25 protein-coding genes and 1 tRNA gene are annotated in these 23,602 nt (G+C 66.7%); 21 read left to right on the forward strand and 5 right to left on the reverse strand.

All coding sequences use genetic code 11. The features are described from left to right. The 6 genes from QSJ19_RS25500 to rplA all read left to right on the forward strand — a co-directional run. Positions 1 to 836, forward strand: an 836-nt coding sequence (locus QSJ19_RS25500; RefSeq protein WP_353507179.1) for a lipase family alpha/beta hydrolase, incomplete at its 5' end; no start/stop codon positions are given. A gap of 187 nt (positions 837 to 1,023) precedes the next feature. After that, positions 1,024 to 1,096 (forward strand) — tRNA-Trp (locus QSJ19_RS25505). A 38-nt stretch (positions 1,097 to 1,134) separates the two neighbouring features. Beyond that, a complete protein-coding gene (secE, locus tag QSJ19_RS25510) occupies positions 1,135 to 1,584 on the forward strand; it encodes a preprotein translocase subunit SecE (protein WP_286323848.1) in 450 nt (149 codons plus the stop codon). Positions 1,585 to 1,654: 70 nt separating this feature from the next. Next, the gene (gene nusG / locus QSJ19_RS25515; RefSeq protein WP_286323849.1) at positions 1,655 to 2,551 is read left to right on the forward strand and encodes a transcription termination/antitermination protein NusG; all 897 of its coding nucleotides are present in this window, start codon (positions 1,655 to 1,657) and stop codon (positions 2,549 to 2,551) included. A gap of 115 nt (positions 2,552 to 2,666) precedes the next feature. Further along, positions 2,667 to 3,101: a 50S ribosomal protein L11 gene (rplK, locus tag QSJ19_RS25520; RefSeq protein WP_187589922.1), complete on the forward strand. Its 435-nt coding sequence runs from the start codon at positions 2,667 to 2,669 to the stop codon at positions 3,099 to 3,101. Between the two features lie 130 nt (positions 3,102 to 3,231). Further along, positions 3,232 to 3,948 (forward strand): 50S ribosomal protein L1, encoded by a 717-nt coding sequence (gene rplA, locus QSJ19_RS25525; protein WP_286323850.1) that lies wholly within the window; start codon positions 3,232 to 3,234, stop codon positions 3,946 to 3,948. A gap of 66 nt (positions 3,949 to 4,014) precedes the next feature. Here rplA and QSJ19_RS25530 read toward each other — a convergent pair whose 3' ends face one another. Further along, on the reverse strand, positions 4,015 to 4,341 hold the full coding sequence (locus QSJ19_RS25530) for a transcriptional regulator (RefSeq protein ID WP_286323869.1): 327 nt from the start codon (positions 4,339 to 4,341) through the stop codon (positions 4,015 to 4,017). Continuing rightward, positions 4,338 to 4,802 (reverse strand): hypothetical protein, encoded by a 465-nt coding sequence (locus QSJ19_RS25535; RefSeq protein ID WP_286323851.1) that lies wholly within the window; start codon positions 4,800 to 4,802, stop codon positions 4,338 to 4,340. Before QSJ19_RS25535 ends, QSJ19_RS25530 begins: the two co-directional genes overlap by 4 nt. 210 nt (positions 4,803 to 5,012) lie before the next feature. Here QSJ19_RS25535 and QSJ19_RS25540 point away from each other — a divergent pair, with 210 nt between their 5' ends. The 3 genes from QSJ19_RS25540 (at position 5,013) to QSJ19_RS25550 (ending at position 7,427) form a co-directional block, all read left to right on the forward strand. Next, on the forward strand, positions 5,013 to 5,966 hold the full coding sequence (locus QSJ19_RS25540; protein ID WP_286323852.1) for an L-lactate dehydrogenase: 954 nt from the start codon (positions 5,013 to 5,015) through the stop codon (positions 5,964 to 5,966). 128 nt (positions 5,967 to 6,094) lie between these two features. Further along, positions 6,095 to 6,367 (forward strand): excalibur calcium-binding domain-containing protein, encoded by a 273-nt coding sequence (locus QSJ19_RS25545; RefSeq protein ID WP_286323853.1) that lies wholly within the window; start codon positions 6,095 to 6,097, stop codon positions 6,365 to 6,367. 229 nt (positions 6,368 to 6,596) lie between these two features. Further along, entirely contained in the window at positions 6,597 to 7,427 is an 831-nt protein-coding gene (locus QSJ19_RS25550) for a DUF2786 domain-containing protein (RefSeq protein WP_286323854.1), read from the forward strand. A 4-nt stretch (positions 7,428 to 7,431) separates the two neighbouring features. Here the strand turns inward: QSJ19_RS25550 and QSJ19_RS25555 are convergent, their stop codons facing one another. Then, positions 7,432 to 8,370 carry a YhjD/YihY/BrkB family envelope integrity protein gene (locus QSJ19_RS25555; protein WP_286323855.1) on the reverse strand — a complete coding sequence of 313 codons (939 nt, stop codon included), beginning with the start codon at positions 8,368 to 8,370 and terminating at the stop codon, positions 7,432 to 7,434. Positions 8,371 to 8,471: 101 nt separating this feature from the next. Here QSJ19_RS25555 and QSJ19_RS25560 point away from each other — a divergent pair, with 101 nt between their 5' ends. After that, positions 8,472 to 8,981 carry a TIGR04338 family metallohydrolase gene (locus QSJ19_RS25560; RefSeq protein ID WP_286323856.1) on the forward strand — a complete coding sequence of 170 codons (510 nt, stop codon included), beginning with the start codon at positions 8,472 to 8,474 and terminating at the stop codon, positions 8,979 to 8,981. 121 nt (positions 8,982 to 9,102) lie between these two features. Here the strand turns inward: QSJ19_RS25560 and QSJ19_RS25565 are convergent, their stop codons facing one another. Together QSJ19_RS25565 and QSJ19_RS25570 are read right to left on the reverse strand one after the other, a co-directional pair. Continuing rightward, positions 9,103 to 11,133 carry a CocE/NonD family hydrolase gene (locus QSJ19_RS25565; RefSeq protein WP_286323857.1) on the reverse strand — a complete coding sequence of 677 codons (2,031 nt, stop codon included), beginning with the start codon at positions 11,131 to 11,133 and terminating at the stop codon, positions 9,103 to 9,105. A gap of 173 nt (positions 11,134 to 11,306) precedes the next feature. Beyond that, positions 11,307 to 12,506, reverse strand: a complete 1,200-nt coding sequence (locus QSJ19_RS25570) for a glycoside hydrolase family 76 protein (protein WP_286323858.1) — start codon at positions 12,504 to 12,506, stop codon at positions 11,307 to 11,309. A 289-nt stretch (positions 12,507 to 12,795) separates the two neighbouring features. Here QSJ19_RS25570 and rplJ point away from each other — a divergent pair, with 289 nt between their 5' ends. From rplJ to QSJ19_RS25625, 11 genes are all read left to right on the forward strand, one after another. Further along, complete coding sequence (gene rplJ / locus QSJ19_RS25575; RefSeq protein ID WP_286323859.1) at positions 12,796 to 13,320, forward strand: 50S ribosomal protein L10; 525 nt, start codon at positions 12,796 to 12,798, stop codon at positions 13,318 to 13,320. Between the two features lie 89 nt (positions 13,321 to 13,409). Next, complete coding sequence (gene rplL, locus QSJ19_RS25580; RefSeq protein WP_286323860.1) at positions 13,410 to 13,799, forward strand: 50S ribosomal protein L7/L12; 390 nt, start codon at positions 13,410 to 13,412, stop codon at positions 13,797 to 13,799. Positions 13,800 to 14,154: 355 nt separating this feature from the next. Continuing rightward, on the forward strand, positions 14,155 to 15,366 hold the full coding sequence (locus QSJ19_RS25585; RefSeq protein WP_286323861.1) for an ABC transporter ATP-binding protein: 1,212 nt from the start codon (positions 14,155 to 14,157) through the stop codon (positions 15,364 to 15,366). A gap of 2 nt (positions 15,367 to 15,368) precedes the next feature. Beyond that, the gene (locus QSJ19_RS25590; protein ID WP_286323862.1) at positions 15,369 to 16,175 is read left to right on the forward strand and encodes an MlaE family ABC transporter permease; all 807 of its coding nucleotides are present in this window, start codon (positions 15,369 to 15,371) and stop codon (positions 16,173 to 16,175) included. Between the two features lie 2 nt (positions 16,176 to 16,177). Next, positions 16,178 to 17,050 (forward strand): MlaE family ABC transporter permease, encoded by an 873-nt coding sequence (locus QSJ19_RS25595; protein ID WP_187589907.1) that lies wholly within the window; start codon positions 16,178 to 16,180, stop codon positions 17,048 to 17,050. A gap of 3 nt (positions 17,051 to 17,053) precedes the next feature. Then, the gene (locus tag QSJ19_RS25600; RefSeq protein WP_286323863.1) at positions 17,054 to 18,388 is read left to right on the forward strand and encodes an MCE family protein; all 1,335 of its coding nucleotides are present in this window, start codon (positions 17,054 to 17,056) and stop codon (positions 18,386 to 18,388) included. Beyond that, complete coding sequence (locus QSJ19_RS25605; RefSeq protein ID WP_286323864.1) at positions 18,385 to 19,467, forward strand: MCE family protein; 1,083 nt, start codon at positions 18,385 to 18,387, stop codon at positions 19,465 to 19,467. Before QSJ19_RS25600 ends, QSJ19_RS25605 begins: the two co-directional genes overlap by 4 nt. A 68-nt stretch (positions 19,468 to 19,535) precedes the next feature. Further along, positions 19,536 to 20,633 (forward strand): MCE family protein, encoded by a 1,098-nt coding sequence (locus tag QSJ19_RS25610; protein ID WP_286323870.1) that lies wholly within the window; start codon positions 19,536 to 19,538, stop codon positions 20,631 to 20,633. Next, positions 20,633 to 21,967 carry an MCE family protein gene (locus QSJ19_RS25615; protein WP_286323865.1) on the forward strand — a complete coding sequence of 445 codons (1,335 nt, stop codon included), beginning with the start codon at positions 20,633 to 20,635 and terminating at the stop codon, positions 21,965 to 21,967. Before QSJ19_RS25610 ends, QSJ19_RS25615 begins: the two co-directional genes overlap by 1 nt. Beyond that, on the forward strand, positions 21,967 to 23,388 hold the full coding sequence (locus tag QSJ19_RS25620) for an MCE family protein (protein WP_286323866.1): 1,422 nt from the start codon (positions 21,967 to 21,969) through the stop codon (positions 23,386 to 23,388). Before QSJ19_RS25615 ends, QSJ19_RS25620 begins: the two co-directional genes overlap by 1 nt. Then, positions 23,388 to 23,602: MlaD family protein (locus tag QSJ19_RS25625; RefSeq protein WP_286323867.1), on the forward strand; the 215-nt coding region annotated here is incomplete at its 3' end. The genes QSJ19_RS25620 and QSJ19_RS25625, both read left to right, overlap by 1 nt.

The following is a 23,602-nucleotide window of genomic DNA, read 5'->3' on the forward strand; positions in this document are numbered from 1 at the left end:
TCACCCGCATGTCCACCTCTGCTCGTCTCGGCATCCTGATCGCGCTGGTCGCAATCGCCGCCGGGCTCGTCTCACCGATCGCCGCCGGCACCGCCGACGCACACCCTGTACGCGTTCCCGCGATACCTGTGGTCTACGTCTCGGGTTCCAACGAAGTGCCCGAGACCGCTGCCGTACCGGCAGCCGCACTCCGTCGCGCCGGGTTTGACACCCACGTGTTCATGACGTGGGTACCCAGTCGGCCCGAGACCAGCCCGTACGTGACGGTGAAGGGCAACTCTCGGCGACTGGCGGCATTCGTCGACGGCGTCCGCCGGAAAACCGGTGCTCGCAAGGTCGACATCGTGACCGTCTCGCAAGGTGGACTGGTGACGCGTTATTGGCTGAAGGAGTTCGGGGGTGCGCCCTCCGTCCGCCGTGCTGTGATCCTGTCCGGGATGATCAAGGGCGCCGGATTTCAGGCCGACGCGTTGCGCAACGGCCAGTGCCCGCCCGCCGGCTACGAGAACTTCGTGCCCGCGCATCTGCGAAAGAATCCGACCGACGCCTGTCTCGAGATGGCGATGGGCGGTGCCGAGGTCACACGACTGAACACGCCGACCGAGGCGCTTCCCGGGATCTCATACGTCAACATCACCACCCGGCGCGACGAGAACGCCACCCCGTGGCAGGTGAACCTGATGTCAGGACCGGGGACCTACCAGAACATCGTGCTCGACGACCACTGCCCGCGCGACCCGCTGAGCCACTACACGTTGACGCTGCTGCCGTCGATCCAGTCGGGTGTCACGCGGGCATTGAAAGGCGAGCGCGTTCGGTTCGACTGCATGTTCTGACGTCGCCGGAAGGCCCCGCGAACCCGTTTTGGGTTCAGCGCACCGGTGATCTACACTGAGGTGTCTGGATTGACTTGAGACTTGCGCGCTGCCCATAGGGTGGCGCGTTGGTTTTGTGGGGAGTCTTCTTCTCAGGGTCGACCCAGAAGGCAGCTGTAGCGTGGCGACAGCCGCGACACAGTCGCAAAGGGGCGTAGCTCAACTGGCAGAGCAGCGGTCTCCAAAACCGCAGGTTGCAGGTTCAAGTCCTGTCGCCCCTGCCCTGGTGAGGGCACACGTTGACGAGAGGACCTCGAAAGTGAGCAAGCGAGATCGAGCTGCCCGCGCCAAAGACGCCGCGGACGACACCACCACCGACTCGGTGGGGGAGCTCGAGGGTCGCGACGACGTCGAGGGCGCCGGGACGGGTTCGGACGAACTCCGTCCGTCGGGCAAACGGTCGTCGCGTCGCCGATCGTCGACGAGTGCCTCCAACACCGACAGCGAGACGGATTCCGGTACGGGATCCGCCGTCGCGGTCAAGGAACGCAAGAAGAAGGCCGCTGCCGGGGAAAGCCGCAATCCGTTCGTTCGGATCTGGGTTTTCCTGCAGCAGGTCGTCGCCGAACTGAAGAAGGTCATCTGGCCCACCCGCCGGGAGATGATCACCTACACGATTGTCGTGCTGATCTTCGTGGTCATCATGACCGCCTTCATCTCCGGTCTCGACCTGGTCTTCGCCAAGGGAGTCCTCTGGCTGTTCGGCTGATGCCGCCCACGTGAGTGGGGCAGAGGCCGAGCCCTGGACGACCCGAACCGACAGAGGAGTGTGGGCTGCAGTGAGCACCCCGGAGAACGAGATCGATCCGACCACCGAGTCGGTCGACGCCGTCGACACGGTTGAGTCGGTCGACGCTGTCGACGAGGCAGCGCTCGAGGCTGCCGACGAGACCGACGACCCCGGTGTCGAGGCACAGATCGAGGCCGCCGAGGATGACGAAGCAGCCGTCGAAGGTGGCGAGGCCGCCGTCGAGGAGGCGATCGAGGACGCCGTCGCCGACGAGGTCGACGTGGCCGACGAGGTCGCGGCCGAGGAAGCGCCCGCCGAGGACGTCGATCCGGTCGAGGAACTGCGCAAGCAGCTGCGTCGCGCCCCGGGTGACTGGTACGTGATCCACAGCTACGCCGGTTACGAGAACAAGGTGAAGGCCAACCTCGAGACCCGCGTCCAGAACCTCGACGTCGGCGACTACATCTTCCAGGTCGAGGTGCCGACCGAAGAGGTCACCGAGATCAAGAACGGCCAGCCCAAGAAGGTCAACCGCAAGGTGTTGCCGGGCTACATCCTGGTGCGTATGGACCTCAACGACGAGTCGTGGGGCGCGGTGCGCAACACCCCCGGTGTGACCGGGTTCGTCGGGATGACCTCCAAGCCGTCCCCGCTGTCGCTCGACGAGGTGCTGCAGTTCCTGATGCCGCGCGTCGAGGCCAAGAAGCCCGCCGCCGCCAAGGCCGGTGCCGAAGGTGTCGAGGCAGCCGCTGCCGCCGCCACCGCGGTCATCGAGGTCGACTTCGAGGTCGGCGAGTCGGTCACCGTCATGGACGGACCGTTCGCGACCCTGCCCGCGTCGATCAGCGAGGTCAACGCCGAGCAGCGCAAGGTCAAGGTGTTGGTGTCGATCTTCGGTCGCGAGACGCCGGTCGAACTCGGCTTCAACCAGGTCGAGAAGATCTAAGGACCCTTCGAGACGCTCGCAAGCTTGCTCCTCAGGGGGCGGCGGGAGCCGGACAACAGAACTTTCACGTCTCCAGCGGGCGTGAATCTGCAAGGAACAAACAAGGAACTCAAAGATGCCTCCCAAGAAGAAGAAGCTCGCCGGGATCATCAAGCTCCAGATCCAGGCAGGCGCGGCCAACCCGGCCCCGCCCGTGGGTCCGGCGCTCGGTCAGCACGGCGTGAACATCATGGAATTCTGCAAGGCGTACAACGCGGCGACCGAGTCGCAGCGTGGCAACGTCATCCCGGTCGAGATCTTCGTCTACGAAGACCGGTCCTTCGACTTCAAGTTGAAGACGCCGCCGGCCGCGAAGCTCCTGCTGAAGGCCGCCGGCCTGCAGAAGGGCTCGGGCGAGCCGCACACCAAGAAGGTCGGCAAGGTGAGCATGGACCAGGTCCGTGAGATCGCCAAGACCAAGCAGGAAGACCTCAACGCGAACGACATCGACCAGGCCGCGAAGATCATCGCCGGTACTGCACGGTCGATGGGCATCAACGTCGAGGGCTGAACTCTCGTTGATCGAGTAGCCGCGATCGAGCGAAGCGAGACCGGGGCGTATCGAGATCACCGCGTGGGAGGGCCGGCTCGGCCCATCAACCACCAACCCGATTTTTCACACACGGAGAAAGAACAGAGCAATGGCACAGAAGAGCAAGGCCTACCGCGCCGCCGCGGAGAAGGTCGATCGCACCAAGCTGTACAGCCCGCTGGAAGCTGCACAGCTCGCGAAGGACACGTCGTCGAAGAACACCGATTCGACCGTCGAGGTCGCCATCCGCCTGGGCGTCGACCCGCGCAAGGCCGACCAGATGGTCCGCGGCACCGTCAACCTGCCGAACGGCACCGGTAAGACCGCACGCGTCATCGTGTTCGCCACCGGCGACAAGGCCGCCGAGGCGGTCGCCGCAGGCGCCGACGAGGTGGGCGCCGAGGACCTGATCGAGCGGATTCAGGGCGGCTGGCTCGACTTCGACGCGGCGATCGCGACCCCGGATCAGATGGCCAAGGTCGGTCGTATCGCGCGCGTGCTCGGCCCGCGTGGCCTGATGCCGAACCCGAAGACCGGCACCGTCACCCCCGACGTGACCAAGGCGGTCAACGACATCAAGGGCGGCAAGATCAACTTCCGCGTCGACAAGGCTGCGAACCTGCACTTCGTCATCGGCAAGGCATCGTTCGACGCCGAGAAGCTCGCCGAGAACTACGGCGCCGCCTACGACGAGATCATGCGTGCGAAGCCGTCGGCCGCGAAGGGTCGCTACATCAAGAAGGTGACCGTCTCCACGACGACCGGCCCGGGCATCCAGGTCGATCCGTCGGTGACGCGCAACTTCACCGAGGCGCCGACCGACTGACCCTTCGAGTCGCTCGCACGGAACCCCCGTCCACATCTGTGGGCGGGGGTTCCGTCGTGTGAAGGGTCATGTCGCCGAGCGTGTCTGGTCGTCGTCGGCGGGAACTGCGGCGTCGACGATGGCCCGCAGCGCGGCGACGTGCCCGGTGAATGCATCCCGTCCCTGCGTCGTCAGTTGAACCCTGACTGTGCGCCGACGGCCCTGTGGCCGGCGCTCGGTCAGTACGTACCCGGCGTCTTCGAGCGTGGACAACTGCTTGGACAGCGCGGAGTCCGACATCCCGAGACGCTCCCGGAGAAAGGCGAACTCGGCCCAGTCCGTCGCGGCGAGGGTCGAGACCAGGGTGAGGCGGGTGCTCGGATGGATCACGTCGTCGAACCGTGGATCTGTCACGCGTGTGCCCATCGACGGAGCACCGCGAAGATCTCCGGCCCGCCGAATCCGACGACGGCCGCGACGAATCCGCCTGCCCACACCGATGGGTGTCCGGTGCCGTCGGCGTCGAGTCCCAACGCCACGCCGATCGTCAGCAGCACGAGTGCGATCAGCATCCCGATCACGACGAATGGGATCCGACGATTCGCGACCGAACGACTGACCTGCAGTCCGCTGGTCCGATGCCGGCCGTCGAGTATGCGCGGTGCGACGATTGAGTGCCCGACGCCGAAGGCGATCGTTGCAATGGTGGTCACCCACGAGGGCGCGAGGTCGGCGAGAAGGCCGAGCACCATCCATGCCGCGGCCATGGCCCACCAATAGCCGCGTGGGAGACCGACTTCGGCGGCGACGCCGCGACGCGCCGCCTCGACGGTGGTCAGTGCAATCCGCGCCTGATCTGGGGTGATGTCGCCCATCACGCCTCCTCGAGATCGATCGATGCCACTTTCCGATATGGAAAGTAGTGTGGACTTTCCATGTCGGAAAGTCAATGCCGCGGCGAATCGCCCTGCGCCCGACGGAGGGAGCAGCAATAATCGCGTGCGGGGGCTGAAGCGACATCGGGCACCACACCGGGCACCACACCGGGCGACGAACCGGCGCAACGAGACGAAGGCGGCGATCTGATGGATGCACGACCGACCAAACTGGCCATCATCGGAGCAGGAGCGGTCGGCACGGCCGTCGCCTATGCATCGCTGATCCGAGGGGTGGCGCGGACGATCGCGCTGATGGACATCAACACCGCGAAGGTGACCGCAGAGGTCCTCGACATGTCGCACGGACTCGAGTTCGTCCCGCGCGCCGACATCATCGGCGACGACGACGTGTCCGTGTGCGCGGACGCCGACGTGGTGGTCTTCACTGCCGGAGCGAAGCAGAGACCGGGGCAGTCGCGGCTCGAATTGGCCGAGGCCACCATCGGTTTGACGAAGAAGATCATGCCCGGCGTCCTCGAGGTGGCACCGAAGGCGGTGTACATCATGGTGACCAACCCGGTCGACGTCGTCACCTACGCCGCGCTGAAATACAGTGGGCTGCCGAACAATCAGGTGTTCGGGTCGGGAACGGTCCTGGACTCCTCGCGACTGCGATTCCTCATCGCTTCGCATTGCAACGTCGCGGTGCAGAACGTGCATGCCTACATCGTCGGCGAACACGGCGACACGGAGATCCCGTTGTGGAGTTCGGCCAGCATCGGCGGGGTGCCGCTGATGCACTGGAAGCCTCTGCCGGGCGAGCAGGCGATCGATGCGGCCGCCCGCGAACGCATCCATCACGAGGTCGTGCACGCTGCCTACAAGATCATCGAGGGCAAGGGCGCCACGAACTATGCGATCGGGTTGGCCGCGACGCGCATCGTCGAGGCCGTCCTCAACAACGAGCATCGAGTTCTTCCTGTCTCCACGGTGGCCGAGGGCTACGAGGGCCTCGAGGACGTGTGCCTGTCCCTGCCGACCATCGTCGACCGGGGTGGTGCCCAGACCCGGCTCGAGATGCCGATGTCGGACGACGAGCTCTCCGGCCTGATGTCGTCGGCGGAGACATTGCGTGCCATGCAGGCCAAGTTCGGCCTCTAGCGGTCTCCAGCGGTGTCGAGCGTTCGGGTGATTACCGCTCGGACAGGTGCCTGATGTGCCGTGATCGCACTACCGTGATCCGCGTTCAGCAAGGTATGTGGGACACGGCTGGTGAGAAGAGGTACGTCATGGGACGCTCGCGCAGGGTGATCGTCGGTATCGTCGCGGCGGGGACCCTTGCCGTCGCGCCCGCGATGGTGGTGGCGCCGGCGGATGCGGCGACCTCGTACACGAACTGCAAACAGCTGAACGCCGACTACCCGCACGGGGTGGGAAAGTCGGGCGCTGTGGATTCCACATCCGGGACGCCGGTCACCGATTTCACCGTCGACGACGACCTGTACAACTCGAATTCCGGTCGTGATCGTGACGGTGACAGCATCGCCTGCGAGAAGCACTGAACCCAGGATCCCGAGGACCAGCCGTACGGCATCGACTGCTCGTTCCGCGATCCGTTCGGCAATCACCTGCGGATGACGCAGCGCCTCGACGAACGCGAGATCACCGACGACGCCATCGCGCGATGGGGCCCGGACAACTGCGGGGTCGGCACAGGAGGCCTGAACGACCTGCGAGCTGCGAGTTCGTGATCGGATGGAACCGATCGGGCCGCTGGATAGTCTGATAGATATGCGCGACGACAAACTGTTGACCCGTATCTCGGCGCTCCTGCGTCAGGCGGAGGGCACCGACAACCCGCATGAGGCGGAGACGTTCATGCAGGCGGCCCAGCGGCTGGCGACCGCGGCGTCGATCGACCTGGCCGTCGCCCGATCCCACGATCCGGCCGGGCGTCGCGAAACCGCCCCGGTGTCACGGCAGATCACGATCGGCACGGCGGGCAAGCGTGGCCTCAAGACCTACGTCCAGCTGTTCGTCGCGATCGCCCGCGCCAACGATCTGACCGTCGACGTCGCGGGTAACTCGACGTTCGTGCTCGCCTACGGTTTCCCCGGCGACATCGACACCACCGAGACGCTCTACACGTCGCTGGTCGTGCAGATGGTCGCCGCGAGTGACGCGTACCTGCGGTCGGGGGCGTACAAGGGTGAGGAGTTCTCGCGGGTCGTCCGACGGGGATCGGGATGGCGTGCGCGGCGGGTCGTCGAGACCAAGCCGCTGTCGCCGATCACCGCGCGGCTGAACTTCCAGTCGGCATTCGCCGAGCGGATCGGCAAGCGGCTCAACGAGGCGCGGGAGCAGGCGCGGGCGGACGCGCTCGGCGCGGATCCGGACGAGGCGCACCAACCGTCGTCCACAGCTCTGGCGTTGCGGGACAAGGAGATCGAGGTGACCGACTTCTATCGGTCGGAGTCCAAGGCGCGCGGGACGTGGCGGCCGTCGAGTGCGTCGGCCGGATACTCGGAGGCGGCCCGTCAGGCCGGCGACCGCGCGGGTCGTCGTGCCAAGATCGGGCCGGACCGCGAATTCGGTGGTGCCCGTGGGTCGTTGGAAGGCTGAGACGCTAGCGGCCGGCCGGCGGTGCGGAGTCGGCTCCGAACAGGTCGTCGACGGTCTCGTTGCGCCGGACCGGGAACGGCCGCGGTGTCCCGAGATGCCGCTGCAGCCATTGGCCGACCGCGCCGTCGTCGGAGGTCAGCGAGTGTACGACGATCACACAGGTGACGATGATCCCGCAGAAGAAGAACAGCCAGCTGATCGCGACGAAGACGATGCCCAGCGTGCCGAAGTGACGAGTGGTCTCGCCGAGGATGGTGGGCAGCGCGATCCTGCTGCCCACCAGCAGCACAGTGACGAACACGCCGGTCACGGCTCCGTTGAGGGCGAGCAGGCGCACCGGGACCTGCGACGACACGAGCAGGCGGGGGATCAGCGTCCACATCCCCGACCAGATGACGAGGGTGGCGACGATCTCGAGCGCCACGCCGGCGGCACCATAGCCGGCGATCGTGAGCCCGGTGATCGTGATCGAGTGCAAGCCGCTCGAGAGTCCTTGCAGCACAACGCCGAGCGGCAATGCGAAGATGACCACGACCCACCGCCACCAGGAGGAGAGCGGGACCTTCGTCACCTGCCAGATCGACACGTACATCCGGCCGAGCGCGCGCGACAGCGAGGTCGCGCCGGCGATCGTCATCAGCGCGCCGATCACTCCGTACGCGGTGATCGAGCCGGGCGAGGTCGCCGACGGGATGTCGACACGGCTCGGGTCGATCCCCAGGTTGGTCAGTGCGGTGTCGATGAAGTCGTGGCTGGGCAGGGCGGTCAGCAGGATGACGATGGGCAGCACCGAGGTGAACGCCTGGGCGGCGAGCGTCATCGACCGGTCGGTGAGGTCGTTGACGGCGATGTCGCGGACGATTCGCACCACCAGGTGCGCACCGGGAACCTTCTGCGCGCGGTCGGCGAGGGCCAGTGCCCGGGTCCGGGCGCGAGCAGTCATCGTCGATCTGTTCACCCCGCACGACTCCCTTCCGGCACGCTGCCGCGACTGGCCGCCCGTCAGATCGTAGTGGGTGGTCGGCGCCGTCGGGTGGTCCGTCGGTGAGGCCGCGTGATGTCGGCCGGGCGCGCCTGTACGAGGCCGAACGCCTGGTGCACCGGATGTTCGACAACGCCGGGTCGTCGCGGACCGTCGAGATCGCCGGAACGCAGCTCACGCTGCCGGCGGAGGCACGGTTCGCGACGGTGGAGTCGGTGCGCGATCATGTCGACCGGGTGCTGTCGATGCCGTCGGTCCGGCAGCGTTTCGCGCGGGCCGGTCGTCCGGTGATCGTGCGCGAGCGCCGCGGTCACCGGTCTGCCGAATACCTACGCACCGGCTCGGAGATCCCGCAGATCGCGATCCCGTCGTCGGCCGACGGGCGCTGGGCGCTCCGCGAACTCGTCGTGCTGCACGAACTGGCACATCACCTCGACGAATCGCGGGACGCTGCGCACGGCCGTGGATTCGTCGTCGCGCTGACCGACCTGGTGACCATCGTGCTGGGACCGGAGGCAGGCTTCGTCTACCGGGTCATCCTCGGCGACAGCGGGGTCGGCGGCATCGGATAGTCGGCGAGCGTCCACTCGGCGAATTCGAGGAGCGAACTCGGGGGCGCGGTCGGCAGGGGGTGATGCGAAAGAGGGATGACGGCGGGTGCGGTGACGCCGCGGGGCGGTGACGCGGTTGTCGTCACCAATTCCCGGCGGAGCAGAACGTCAGGTAGCTGGGGTGGTGCGGATCGAGCACCAGCCGTTGCCGCCGGCCGCGGGCCTTGATCAGGTCGGGCACCACGGTCAGGTAGCGCGGGAAGCTGGCCGCGTAGACGTCGACCCGGAGTCGATGGCCGGCTTCGAGGACGGCGTCGGTCGGGACGAGGTCGACGTCGATGCGCACCGGTTCGTCGGCAGGGACGGGAAGTTTGCGCTTGCGCGACAGGTAGTGATGCGCCGACAAGAGGCTGCCGTCGGAGGCGTAGGTCGACGACGACGGGTCCAGCGCGCGGTTCGACGCCGACAACGCGCCGTTGGTCAACACGGTCGACGTGCCGTCGGGGGCGACGTCGTTGACGGTGACCGCCCAGATCGCCTCGTGGGCCGTCGTCGCCACGTTGAGCCGCAGGTTCATCGCGCCGCTGATCGTGGTCGCCCCGGTCACCGGCTCGGTGGTGAACGACAGTCCGCCCTGCTCCTGATACCGCGCGTCGACGGTGAACGACCTTCCGAACGCCTGGGCGGCGCCGGCCGTCACCTGGGTCATGTCGCGCGAGATCATGCCCTTGACGTCGGCACGCACGTGCAGCGACGACACATGATCGACGGGCTCCGAGGACAGCGAACCGTCGTGCTCGGCGTGATCGGCCGAGCCGGACGAGGCGTCGGACAGATAGAGGCGCTGCGGCCGGACGCCGGGCCGCGGGAAGCTCGGTCCCGACGTCCAGGCGCCGCCCTGCTGCAACATGGTGACCGGTCCGTAGTACTCGACGCCGTTGCGGTGGCCCTTGAGCCACCGGTCGAACCAGGCGTGCTCGAGCACGTCGAGCCGCGGGGGCGAGAACTTGCCGCCGTACCCCGAGCCGACGTCGATGTGATAGCCGTCGCCGACGAGCATCTGCTTGCGGCCCGGTTCCAGCTTCAGCCGTTCGTAGACGCCGGTCGCGCTGCGACCGAACAGGTCGTGCCACGCGCCGACGGTGAAGGTGGGCACGTCGATCCGGTCGACCTGTGGATCGCGCTCGTCGAAGTACGGGTCGTCGAAGATCCGGTCGTCGCGGGCGGTGAGGAACCCCCAGAGCAGTGACCCGATCTCGGTGGCCGGCGACTTCACGCGGTCGCGCAGCCAGCGAGCGGTGTCGCCGCGGAGGACGTCGCGGATCGGGCTGGCCGGATTCGGCACCCACTTGAGCAGGTTGACCGCCGACAACCACGCGGGGATGAACGCCGACGGCATGCCGCCGGTGATGTAGATGTCGCGGACGATGTCGTCGCAGCCCTCGACGGCGAAGACCGCCTTCAGGGCGGCGGGGCGCTTGTCGGCGGCCTGCAGCGAGTTGATCGCCGAGTACGACCACCCGGCGAGACCGACGCCGCCGTCGCACCACTCCTGCTCGGCGACCCAGTCGATGATCTCCACCGAGTCCTGCTGCTCGCGGGCGCCCAGGATCTGCCACTTGCCCTGGCTGGCGCCGGTGCCGCGGACGTCGACGATCACCTGCACGTACCCGTTGCGCACGAGGTTCCGGTTGATGCCGAAGACATCGAACACGCCGCCTGCGAGTGTCTTGGTGAGCGTGGTCAGGCCCTCGAGACCACTCCCGGTGCCGTCGATCGAGGCCGACGCGGTGTGCAACGCCCGGCCCACGACCGGGGCGTGCAGCGTGTGGTCCAGGAAGTCGATGGCGACCCGGTTGTAGGGGTTGATGTTGACGACGGCGGGGTAGGGGGTGAGGACTGTCTGGCCGAACCGGTTCGCAGGCCGGATCACGGTGGCCCGCAGGCGGACTCCGTCGCTCATCGTCAGCACGACGTCACGGTCGATCGCCACCCGCGGATACAGGGGTTTGCCGTCGACCTGCTCGCGCCATCGGATGCCGTCGGCGCCGCCGGTCGGGTCGCCGAGGGGAAGTGAACCGAAATGCGGGGCAGAGCCCGTCCCGAGTGGCCGTGCCGCGGAACGTCCGCGTCGCGGCTGCGTCTGCCCTGCTGCGTCCAACTGGTACGTCATGGTGCATCACCCTGCCCAGGCGTGATGCCCAACTCACGTGCGCTCAAGGGGCACCGCTGCCTATCTCGTCTTCCGACACCCGTCGTGTCGGCCGGGAGGTGACGGACGTTACACATGTGCCGTTCGTCACCTCGCCGGACGAGGATAGCTCAGCGCGTATATCGGATCGCTAACTAGGGGGCGTCTTTTTGGGCATGCTCTGGCAGATGTAATTCGATCGCTGCGGCCGCCTCCAGCACCATCCACGCGGAGAGCTGCACCGACAGGTCGCGTTCGGGGATCTCCGACGAGTTGACCGCGCCGCCGACGAACCGTGCCGAACCGCCATCGGCGCGCGGTGGCTCGGCCGGCGTCCGCCAGTCGGGACCGAACACCGGCCCGCGATCGGTGTCCACGCGGTTCGTCCAGGCCGCCTCGGCGCTGGTGATCACGAGCGCGGCGGCGCGTCGTCGGAGATCGTCGGCATCCGCGGTCGACGGCAGATCGGTCGCGATCAGCGCGAGATACCGCGCGAGGACGCCGGCGAAGAGCCCGCCGTCGCCGCCGCCGGCAGCCGGGATCACCCCGTCGACACACATGCGGGACTCGACGGCACGCAAGAGTCGGTCGATGCGCTCGACGTGTACCCGATCGCCGTTCAGCCGCAGCAGTTCCAGCTCGGTACCGAGGACGACGCCCTGGCAGTAGGTGTAGATCGCGGTGACCCGTTCCCACTCACCGTCGCGCGGCCCTGGCTTCACGCCGTCGATGACCAGCCCCGATGTCGTGTCGATCAGGGTCGTGTCCATCCAGTCGGCCATCGCCGTCGCGCGTTCCACCCCGCCGGTGCGCGCGAGAAGGATCGCGGCCGGACCGTTGGCCGGTGCGTTGAAGAACAGGTCCATCGTCCGCCACGGGATGCCGCCGCCGAGATCGGGCACCCACGCACCGATCATCCGCTGCGACAGGGTGCGCAGCGCGACATCGTGGTCGAGGCCGAGGTGACGATCGGCGCGTTCGATCGCCAGCCCCAGCCAGGCCATGTCGTCGTAATAGTTGTTGGTCCATCGCCCGAGGTTGCGCAGCCGGACGCCCCGCAACAGGCGGTCGACGTCGGCGGCGACGTCGGGATCGAAGCTCCGATCCTCCGGCGGACGATGGATCGCCGCGTCCGTCAGCAGGTCGATCAGGTGGGCGTGCCACCAGTAATGCCACATGCCGAAGTGACTCGCGATGGTCGCGATCGGCCAGGCGACGGCAGCGAGTCGGGTACCCGGCACCCAGAGCATGCGCCGCAGGTGGCGGTCGGTGACCGCGGCCGCGGCAGCGGCGGCACGGTCGTTGGCTGTCGTCGGTGCAGGTCCGTCGGTCGGTGATTTGGTCGTGTCGGCCACGGTCCGGTAGCCTATCCACTTGGTGTGGCGCACATCCGTGTGCCGTATCGGTTCAACCAGAGACCGTCGGTCGTCGGGAGTCATCCCGACCGAAGGCCCGGCCCGAGTCGCGAGACGTCGAGCCGGCGGCCCACGCAGGGAGAACGAGGATGTATCGGCGCCTTCTCGAGTGCCTGTTCACGCCCCGTGCCCTGTGTGCCGGGGCGTTTGTCGTGTGCGCGGCAGCTTCTCGCCTTCTCGGCTCCGGTTGGGCCCGACCCAACTCTAGTGATGAGAGAGGAGGCGAAGTATGGCCAAGTCCGAAAAGGTCGCCGCGGTTGCGGAGATCGCTGAGCAGTTCAAGGGAGCTACGGCGACGGTCGTCACGGAATACCGTGGCCTGTCCGTCAAGCAGATCTCCGAGCTGCGACGTTCCCTCGGTGAGGGTGCAACCTACTCCGTCGCCAAGAACACCCTGGTGAAGCGTGCCGCCGTCGAGGCGGGCGTCGAGGGGCTCGACGAGCTGTTCACCGGTCCCACCGCGATCGCCTTCATCGAAGGTGAGCCGGTGGTGGCCGCGAAGGCGATCAAGACGTTCGCCAAGGACAACAAGGCTCTGGTCATCAAGGGCGGCACCATGGACGGCCGCGCGCTGTCCGTGGCGGAGATCGAACAGATCGCCGACCTGGAGACCCGTGAGGTTCTGTTGGCCAAGCTCGCCGGTGCCATGAAGGGCAACTTGGCAAAGGCTGCCGGTCTGTTCAATCAGCCGGCTTCGCAGGTGGCGCGCCTGGCCGCGGCCCTGCAGGAGAAGAAAACCGAAGCCGGCGAGTAATTTCGCGCCGCACAAAACCAATCCCCGACGGGTCCACCCGACAGGGATGAACCAACCCCCGTCCGGGGACAGACAGGAAGGACGCCACCATGGCGAAGCTCACCGCTGACGAGCTCATCGATCAGTTCAAGGAACTGACCCTGCTGGAGCTCAGCGATTTCGTGAAGAAGTTCGAAGAGGTCTTCGAGGTCACCGCGGCCGCTCCGGTCGCCGTTGCCGCTGCCGGCGCTCCGGCTGCCGGTGGTGCCGAGGCCGCTGTCGAGCAGGACGAGTTCGACGTCGTGCTCGAGGGTGCAGGCGACAAGAAGATCCAGGTCATCAAGGTGGTCCGCGAGATCGTCTCCGGCCTGGGCCTGAAGGAAGCCAAGGACCTCGTCGAGGGTGCTCCGAAGCCGATCCTGGAGAAGGTCGACAAGGAAGCCGCCGACGCTGCCAAGGCCAAGCTCGAAGAGGCCGGTGCCTCGGTCTCGGTCAAGTAAGACCGCTTCGGCGATCTCGTAGTACACAACCGCGCCGAGCGCCGGTTCGTACTACGGACGCGAACAACGAAGGCCCGTGGGTGAGATATCCCACGGGCCTTCGTCGTGCCTGGACTGTGATGGGCGGCGCACTTTCCGAACCGGGGTGGCATCCGCTACCCTCATTCGAGGCAAGTTACCCACGGGTAGCGACAACCGGTCCGACACCGGCGCCATGCAGGGGGTTGCGCGGCGCGGTTCGTAGGTATGGGTACGTGTGGCTGTCCGCTACAGTGACCCCAACCACAAATGTCACCGGTTCGTGTGTGGTCGCACCGACCGCCGCAAGGGGGCAGCGAATGTCTGGGAGGATGCAGTGGGCGTAGAGGTCAGTGTCGAGGGGCTCACCAAGTCGTTCGGATCGCAGAACATCTGGCGGGACGTCTCGCTGACGTTGCCCACGGGTGAGGTGTCGGCGTTGCTCGGGCCGTCGGGTACCGGCAAGTCGGTGTTCCTCAAGACCCTTATCGGTCTGCTGCATCCCGAGCAAGGGTCGGTCGTCATCGACGGCACCGACATCACGCAGTGTTCGGCCAAGGAGCTCTACGAGATCCGCAAGCTGTTCGGTGTGCTGTTCCAGGACGGTGCGCTGTTCGGGTCGATGAGCCTGTACGACAACATCGCCTTCCCGCTTCGTGAGCACACGAAGAAGAAGGAAGACGACATCCGCGACATCGTGATGGAGAAGATCGACCTGGTCGGTCTGACCGGTGCCGAGGACAAACTCCCGGGTGAGATCTCCGGCGGTATGCGCAAGCGCGCCGGCCTGGCCCGCGCGCTGGTGCTCGATCCGCAGATCATCCTGTGCGACGAGCCCGACTCGGGTCTCGATCCCGTCCGTACCGCCTACATCTCGCAGCTGTTGATCGACATCAACGCGCAGATCGACGCGACGATCCTGATCGTCACGCACAACATCAACATCGCCCGCACCATCCCGGACAACATCGGCATGCTCTTCCGCAAGGAACTCGTCATGTTCGGGCCACGCGAGCAGTTGCTCACCTCCGAGCAGCCCGTCGTCAAGCAGTTCCTCTCCGGTGACCGCTTCGGTCCGATCGGCATGTCCGAGGAGAAGGACGAGGCCGTGCAGAAGCAGGAAGAGGCCATGCAGGCCGCCGGTATCGGTGGCGGCGGCACCAAGGACGACTTCTCCGAGATTATCCCGCAGGTCCAGCCGAACCCGGGCATGCCCGAACGCAAGGCGATCGCACGCCACCGCGAGCGGGTCCACGAGATGCTGCACACCCTGCCGCCGAACGCGCAGGAGGCCATCCGGCGGTCCCAGGAGGAAGAAGACCGCATCCGCGAGGAAATGGATGCGCACGCCGAGGAGCAGAACGGCAACGTGCCCGTGGCCGCCGGACAGCAGTCGGGGGAGTGGACCTCCGCCGACTACGCAGGCAATGACGCACCGACCCAGAGCTGGTCGACGCCCCCGGGCGCCGGTTCCGCCGACAACACCATCACACAGCCGATCGACACCGGCCGGCATGTCCAGCAGCCCAGCGACGGTCGGAGTCAGTAAGGATGAGCAGTGCCACCACGCGTGGCGTTGATCGGATAGCTCAGGCCGGGACGGGCGCCCTCGCCCAGACCGGCAACATCGTGCAGCTCTTCGTCGATGTCGCGCGTCAGTCGTTCGTGCGCCCGTTCCAGTGGCGGGAGTTCATCCAGCAGGCCTGGTTCATCGCCAGCGTGACCATCCTGCCGACGGCGCTGATCGCGATCCCGTTCGGCGCGATCGTGTCGTTGCAGACCGGTTCGCTGATCAAGCAGCTCGGTGCCGAGTCGTACACCGGCGCGGCCAGCGTGCTCGTGGTGATCCAACAGGGCTCGCCCCTGGTGACGTCGCTACTGATCGCCGGTGCGGCCGGGTCGGCCGTCGCCGCCGACCTCGGATCGCGCACGATCCGCGAGGAGATCGACGCGATGGAGGTGCTGGGCATCAACCCGATCCAGCGCCTCGTCGTCCCCCGCGTGCTCGCGATGGTGCTGGTGGCCATGCTGCTCAACGGACTCGTCGCCGTCGTCGGCATCGGTGGTGGCTACTTCTTCAACGTGATCGTCCAGGGCGGCACGCCCGGTGCGTATCTCGCATCGTTCGGTGCGCTCGCCCAGCTGCCCGACCTCTACGTGTCGACGCTCAAGGCCGCCATCTTCGGTGTGCTCGCCGGTGTCATCGCCGCCTACAAGGGGCTCAACCCGAAGGGCGGCCCGAAGGGTGTCGGTGACGCGGTCAACCAGAGCGTGGTCATCACGTTCCTGCTGCTGTTCCTCGCCAACCTGATCATCACTGCGGTCTACCTGCAGGTCGTTCCGCCGAAGGGAAGCTAGCGATGGCCGGTGGTGTGACGATCTCGAAGTCGCGGCCCGAGTACTACATGTACGAGGCCCGCAAACAGCTGGGCAAACCGCTCAAGGTGCTCGACGGCGCCGGCGAGCAGATGTCGTTCTACGGTCGGACGCTCGCGTGGATCCCGAAGACGCTGGTCCACTACACCCGTGAGGTGCTGCGCCTGCTCGCCGAGGTCGCGTTCGGTTCCGGTGGTCTGGCCGTCATCGGCGGCACAGTCGGCGTGATGGTGCTGATGTCGGGCTTCACCGGTGTCGTCGTCGGACTGCAGGGCTATGCGGCTCTCGACCAGATCGGTTCGCAGGCACTGACCGGCTTCCTGTCCGCGTACGTCAACACACGTGAGGTCGCGCCACTGGTGGCCGGGCTCGCGTTGTCGGCGACGGTGGGTTGTGGTTTCACCGCGCAGCTCGGCGCCATGCGGATCTCCGAGGAGATCGACGCCCTCGAGTCGATGGCCGTGCCGTCGATCCCGTTCCTGGTCAGCACCCGCGTGATCGCCGGATTCATCGCCGTCATCCCGCTCTACGTGCTCGGTCTGCTCTCGGCCTATCTGGCGTCTCGGGTGATCACCACGGTGTTCAACGGACAGTCCGGTGGTTCCTACGACCACTACTTCAATCTGTTCCTGCCACCGGCCGACGTCTTGTGGTCGTTCGGCAAGGTGCTGGTGTTCGCGTTCGTGATCATCCTGGTGCACTGCTACTACGGCTACTACGCGACCGGTGGTCCCGCCGGTGTCGGCGTTGCGGTGGGGCACGCCGTGCGTGCTGCGCTGGTGCTCATCGCGGTCCTCGACTTCTTTCTGGGACTGGCGATCTGGGGCACCACGACGACGGTGCGAGTGGGAGGCTGATCGATGTCGACACTGCGACGCCGGCTGCTCGGGCTGGTGTTCTTCATCGTGGTCGCGCTGTTCTTCACGGTCACGGTGATGAAGTTCAACGACAACTTCACGACGTTCACCAATGTCACGCTGAAGACCGACTCGACCGGCAACGCGCTGCCGACCAACGCCGACGTCAAGGCGCGTGGCGTCGTCGTCGGCGAGGTGCGTGACGTCGAACCGTCGCCCGACGGCACCGTCGACGTCACGCTCGGCCTGACCCCGTCGATGGCCGACCAGCTGCCGCAGAACACCACGGCCCGCATCCTGCCGAAGACCCTTTTCGGCGAGCGGTATGTCGCATTGCAGGTGCCGACCGCGGATCCGTCGACGCAGACGCTGGCGTCCGGCAACACCATCTACACCGATCAGAGCGGCAACGCGCGGGAGGTCCAGGACCTCTTCGACAAGCTGCTGCCGGTGCTCGAAGCGATCCCGCCGCAGGATCTGAACGTCACACTGACGTCGCTGTCGCAGGCGCTCGCCGGTCGCGGTGAGCAGCTCAACGTCACCTTCGACGAGCTCAACACGATCTTCGGGCGCTTCAACGACAACATGCCGGAGCTGCAGGGCACCCTGCGCGGGCTGGCGAGCTTCTCGCAGACCTACTCCGAGGCGCTGCCCGACGTCATCGACGCCCTCGACAACCTGCGGACGACCAACAAGACCATCGTCGAGCGGCAGGGCGACCTGCGGACGCTGATCGCTACCGTCGGCGTGGCCGCCACCGACACGACGAAGTTCCTGCAGCAGAACCGCGCGGACCTGATCGACCTCGCCGTCGACTCGGAGCCGTTCCTGGTGGGCCTGGCCAAGCAGTCGCCGACGTTCGTGTGCACGTTCCGCAACTTCGCCGGGCTGATCCCGGAGTCGCGCAAGATCGTCGGGCAGGGCACCGCCAATCCCGGTGTCCGCGTGAACCTGCAGTTCGTGAACCCGCGCGGCCGCTACCTGCCGAACCAGGACGAGCCGCGTCTGCTCGACACCGATCCGCCGGCCGTCTGCTACGAGCCGGCCAAGAACGGACGTCCGTTCCCGCAGTACCCGGGCGGCGGTCTCGCCGACGGCTCCTATCAGCCGCCGTCGCGTAACCCCGGTCCCCGCACCATGCCCTCACTTCCGCAGCCCCAGTTCTCCGCCACCCCGGTGGGGACCATCAGGGCGAATCCTTTCGACGATCCGGACTACGTGAAGCAGCTGAAGGTCATCTACGGCGGCGCCAACGGCACCGACCCCGAAAAGGTCCCGACTTGGGTCACCACGATCGGCGGCGCATCGCTTCAGGGAGCGCAGGTCACCATCCGATGAAATCCCTCACCGGACCACTGATCAAGCTGATCGTCTTCGCCGTGGTCACCGTGATCGCCACCAGCCTGCTGGCGCTGACGATCGCGAACGCCGGCGGCGACGGCGACAGCGATTTCAAGGCCGTCTTCTCCGACGCGGCGCTGCTCAACAAGGGCGACGACGTCCGGATCGCGGGCGTCCGGGTCGGACAGGTCACCGACGTGGCGGTCTACGACCGCAACAAGGCGATGGTCTCGTTCAACGTCAACCGTGACCGCCTGCCCGAGGGCACCCAGATCTACATCCGCTATCGCAACCTCACCGGTCTGCGCTACGTGGCGCTGGAGAAGGGCGCGGGCGACCCGGATCAGACGGTCGGCACCGGCCACACGTTCGGCACCGATCCGGCCAACCCGGACACGCATCCCGCGGTCAACCTGACCGAGCTGTTCAACGGCTTCAAGCCGCTGTTCCGCGAGTTGTCGGCATCCGACGTCAACAAGCTGTCCGAGCAGATCATCAAGATCTTCCAGGGGGAGAGCGGGACGATCTCACAGCTCATCAGCAGCACGTCGGAACTCACCAACGCCATCGCCGACAAGGACAAGGTGATCGGTGAGCTGATCACCAATCTGACCACCGTGCTCGACACGGTCAACCGCAACGACGACCAGTTCACCGCGCTGCTCGACAACACCGAGAAGCTGGTGACCGGTCTGGCCGCCCAGCGCGGCTCGGTCGGCTCGGCGATCAGCTCGGTGTCGAACCTGACCGCGGTCACCGCATCGATCCTCGGTCCGACGCGTCCGGCCATCCAAGGTGACATCGCCGGTCTGAAGTCGTTGTCGGACCAGATCAACGCCCGCGACGAGGACGTCGAGCAGATCCTGACGAACCTGCCGGTGAAGCTGCAGAAGATCGGCCGGGCCGCGACCTTCGGCTCGTGGTTCCAGTTCTATCTGTGCGGCATCGACGTCGTCGCCGGCAACGGGAAGTCGACGCTGCTCACGCAGCCGCTGATCCCGCTGCCCGACATCAACCATGTGCTCTACACCAGTGCGGCCACCCGCTGCTGGAAGGACGAGAGGCCCGGTGGCTGACGGTGGCTGACGAGAACGCGAACCAGAACCGGACGCCGGGCGAGCCCGACGACGCCCGGACCGAGGAGATCCCGACCGATGAGGTCCGGGCCGCCGCCGCGAAGGACTCGTCCGACGAGGCCGCCGAGGCGCCGAAGCAGCACGCGCACCGTCGATTCGGTGGGCGTCGCAGCCCCGTCAGCATCGGTGCCATCGGCATCCTGGTGTTGCTGATGATGGCGGTGTCGGCGTTTTACCTGAACTCGCTGCCGCTGGTCGGGGCGGGTGCCCGCTACACCGCGAAGTTCACCGAGGCGGCCGGTCTGAAGCCCGGCGCCGAGGTCCGCGTTGCGGGTGTGAAGGTCGGTGAGGTCGACGGCATCACCCTCGCCGGCGACCGCGTCGACGTGAAGTTCCGCGTCACGAACACCTGGGTCGGCAACCAGACGCAGGCCTCGATCCAGATCAAGACGATCCTCGGCCAGAAGTACCTCGCGCTGAACCCACGTGGCAGTGAACCTGCCGACCCGAACATCCCGCTCACCGACACGGTGTCGCCGTACGACGTCGTCGAGGCCTTCTCCGACGCCGCCGACCAGATCGAGGACCTCGACACCACGCAGCTCGCCTCGTCGATGGAGACGCTGTCGAACGCGTTCTCCGGCACCGCCGGTGACATCGGGCCGTCCCTCGACGGGCTGTCGCGGCTCTCGGCCACGATCGCCAGCCGCGACCAGGAGGTGCAGCGACTGCTGTCGGCGACCAAGTCGACGTCGAAGATCCTCGCCGACCGCAACCAGGAGTTCGTCCGGCTGATCGCCGGCGCGGGACAGCTGCTCGACGAACTCAACACTCGCCAGCAGGCCATCTCGACCCTGCTCGCCAGCACCACCTCGCTGTCGGACTCGCTCTCGGGCATCGTCCGCGACAACCAGGCGCAGATCGGTCCGGCGCTGAGTTCGCTGCAGCAGGTCGAACAGTTGCTGACCGAGCAGAACCAGAACCTGCGCCAGACCATCACCTACATGGCGCCGTTCTACCGGCTCTACGCCAACGTGCTGGGCAACGGCCGCTGGTTCGAGTCCGTGGTGACCAACCTGCTGCCGCCCGCGCTGCCGCAGCAGAACACCACGCGTCCGCCCAACAAGCAGCAGCTCCAGAACAACGGTGGAACGGAGGCCGGCTGATGACGACAGCTCCCGACCTCACCCGCACCTCAGGTCCGGGTCGGTGGTTCACGCCGCGTCACATCGTGATGCTGGTGATCGGTGTGATCGTGGCCCTGATCGCCGCGGGCGTCCTGTGGTGGGCGTTCTCGCTGATCGGTACCACGAAGATCACCGCGACGTTCTCGCGTAGCGTCGGCATCTACCCGGGCTCGGATGTGCGGGTTCTCGGCGTCGCCGTCGGCAAGGTCGACGACGTGACGCCGCAGGGCAACTCGGTACGCGTCACCATGACGGTGGACCGGGGCATCGATCTGCCCGCGGATGTGCGTGCGGTGCAGATCATCCCGTCCGTCGTCGCCGACCGCTACGTGCAGCTCACCCCGGCCTACACCGGTGGTGAGAAGGCGCCCCGCGACATCACGCTGACCGAGAAGCAGACGATGGTCCCCGTCGAGGTCGACGAGATCTATTCGAGCGTGCAGAAGCTCTCGGAGGCACTCGGGCCCGAGGGCGCCAACAAGAACGGCGCCGTCAGTGACCTCGTGACGACCGGCGCCGACAACCTGCGCGGCAACGGTGCGAAGCTGGGGGATGCCATCGAGCAGCTCTCCAAGGCGACCACCACGCTCAGCGATTCGCGCGGCAACATCGTCGACACCGTCAAGAACCTCGACGTCTTCGTCGGTGCCCTTCGAGAGAACGACACCCAGGTGCGCCAGTTCAACACGCAGATGGCGTCGTTCAACCAGTTCCTCGCCGGCGAACGGACCCAATTGTCCGCCGCGCTCAACAAACTGTCCGTCGCGCTCGGCGACGTCGCCACGTTCGTCGAGGACAACCGTGATCAGCTCGGCCAGACCGTCAAGGATCTGCAGCCGACGACGCAGGCCCTGTTCGACACGAAGGATCATCTCAAGGAGATCCTCACGGTCCTGCCGATCACGATCAACAACCTGATCAACGCCTATGACGCGGAGTCGGGCACGCTCGCCATGCGGCTGACCATCCCGGATCTGCAGGATCTGATCGGTGCTCAATGCCGTCTGCTCGACCTCGGGCAGCTGTTGCCCGGCAACCCGGCGGCCAAGCAGTTCAGCACCACGCTCAGTCCACTGATCTCACAATGCGAGAACATCGGTCAGCAGATCCAGAAGGGTCTCGACCCGCTGCTGCCGGTGCTGCCCTTCGGCATCATGAGCAACAACAAGCTGCAGCGGTACCCGTCGGCGGGGACCGATCAGGGCAATCCGGATCCGCAGCTGCAGTCGCCGCCGAACCCGTCGCAGCAGCGTCCGTCCAGCAAACCCTCGACCACACGGCCGTCGGCCCGTCCCGGGGCGGGTGGCAACTGATGAAGCGAGAAATCGTGTCCCGCAAGTCGGTTCGTGCACGACGGTCCGTCCGGGTGGTCGTCGGGCTGGTGCTGGCCTCCACCGTGCTGGTCCTGGCCGGCTGTGGCAGCAACGGCATCCAGTCCATCCCGCTGCCCGGCGGTGTGGACACCGGCGACGACGCCCGCACCTACCAGATCCAGTTCGACGACATCCTCGACCTGGTTCCCCAGTCGATGGTGAAGAAGGACGGCATACCAGTCGGGCGCGTGGAGTCGGTCGAGGTGCCCGGAGACCAGTGGTACGCGCAGGTCAAGATCTCGGTGAAGAACGAGATCGACCTGTCCGACAAATCCACCGCGGCCGTCCAGCAGACCTCGCTCCTCGGCGAGAAGTTCATCGCTCTCAGCGAGCCGAAGGACAGCGAGGCACTGCCGCGCCAGAATCCGGCACAGCCGATCCCGCTCGACCGCACGCGCACCGCGACCGACATCGAGCAGGTGCTCGGCGCGCTGTCGATGTTGCTCAATGGTGGCGGCATCAACCAGCTCGAGCCGATCGTCACCGAGCTGAACAAGGCCCTCGCCGGGTCGACCAGCCAGCCGTGTGAGGTCGCCCCGAAGGGCAACTCCTGCCCGGTGTTCCGGAGTCTGCTCGAGCAGACCGAGGGGCTCATCACCAACCTCAACCGGCAGCGCGACGACATCACCACGGCCATCGACGGCCTGGCCCGGCTGTCGACCCGCGCCGCGGACCAGAAGACGCAGATCGACCGCATCCTGAAGGAACTGCCCGCGGGTGTCGCGGTCCTGGAGGAGCAGCGTCCGCAGTTCGTCGACCTCCTCGAGAAGCTCGACGTCCTCGGTCAGGTCGGCACCGACGTCCTCGGCAAGTCGCGCACCGCACTGATCAACGACCTGAAGGCGTTGCGTCCGGTGCTCACCCAGCTGTCGAAGGCCGCGCCGGATCTGATCACCGCCGCGCCGCTGATGCTCACCCATCCGTTCCCGGACTGGCTGTTGCCCGGCGTGCACGGCGACTCGACCAACCTCTTCATGACGCTCGACCTGCGGCTGCTGAACCAGCTAGAGGCGCTCGGCGTCGGACAGCCGACGCCGAAGTACTCGCCGCCGGCCCGGGTGAAGGTGCCGGTCAATCCGCAGAACCCGTACGTGGGCGGTAACGGCCCGCGCTACGGCTGGCCCACCATCACCCTGCTGCCGCCGGGGCCGAACTGGCGGCCGGGGCCCAACACCCCGCCGTCGGGTGGCACCTACCCGATGAACCCGGCGGCCGGATCGGCACGCGCTCCGGCGTCGTCGTCGGCCGAGCCGAAGCGGAGGACGCAGCGTGACCCCGACGGCCAGTACACGCTGATGCCGCCGGCGCAGCCCGGCCAGCGGTTCATCGACGGCCCGCTCAGCATGATCGGAGCGAACTGATGTTGTCGAAGCTGGCCAAGATCCAGCTCATCGTCTTCACCGTCGTCGGCTTGGTCGCACTCGTCTACGTCGGCGCCAAGTACGCGCGGCTGGACCGGCTCGCCGGCATCGGCCAGTACACCGTGACCGCGTCGATGAAGGATTCTGGGGGGATCTTCACGAATGCGGAGGTGACGTATCAGGGTGTGCCGGTGGGTCGGGTGGGTGCGTTGAC

Source organism: Gordonia sp. ABSL11-1 (genome assembly GCF_030315685.1).
In the GTDB taxonomy this organism is placed as follows: domain Bacteria; phylum Actinomycetota; class Actinomycetes; order Mycobacteriales; family Mycobacteriaceae; genus Gordonia.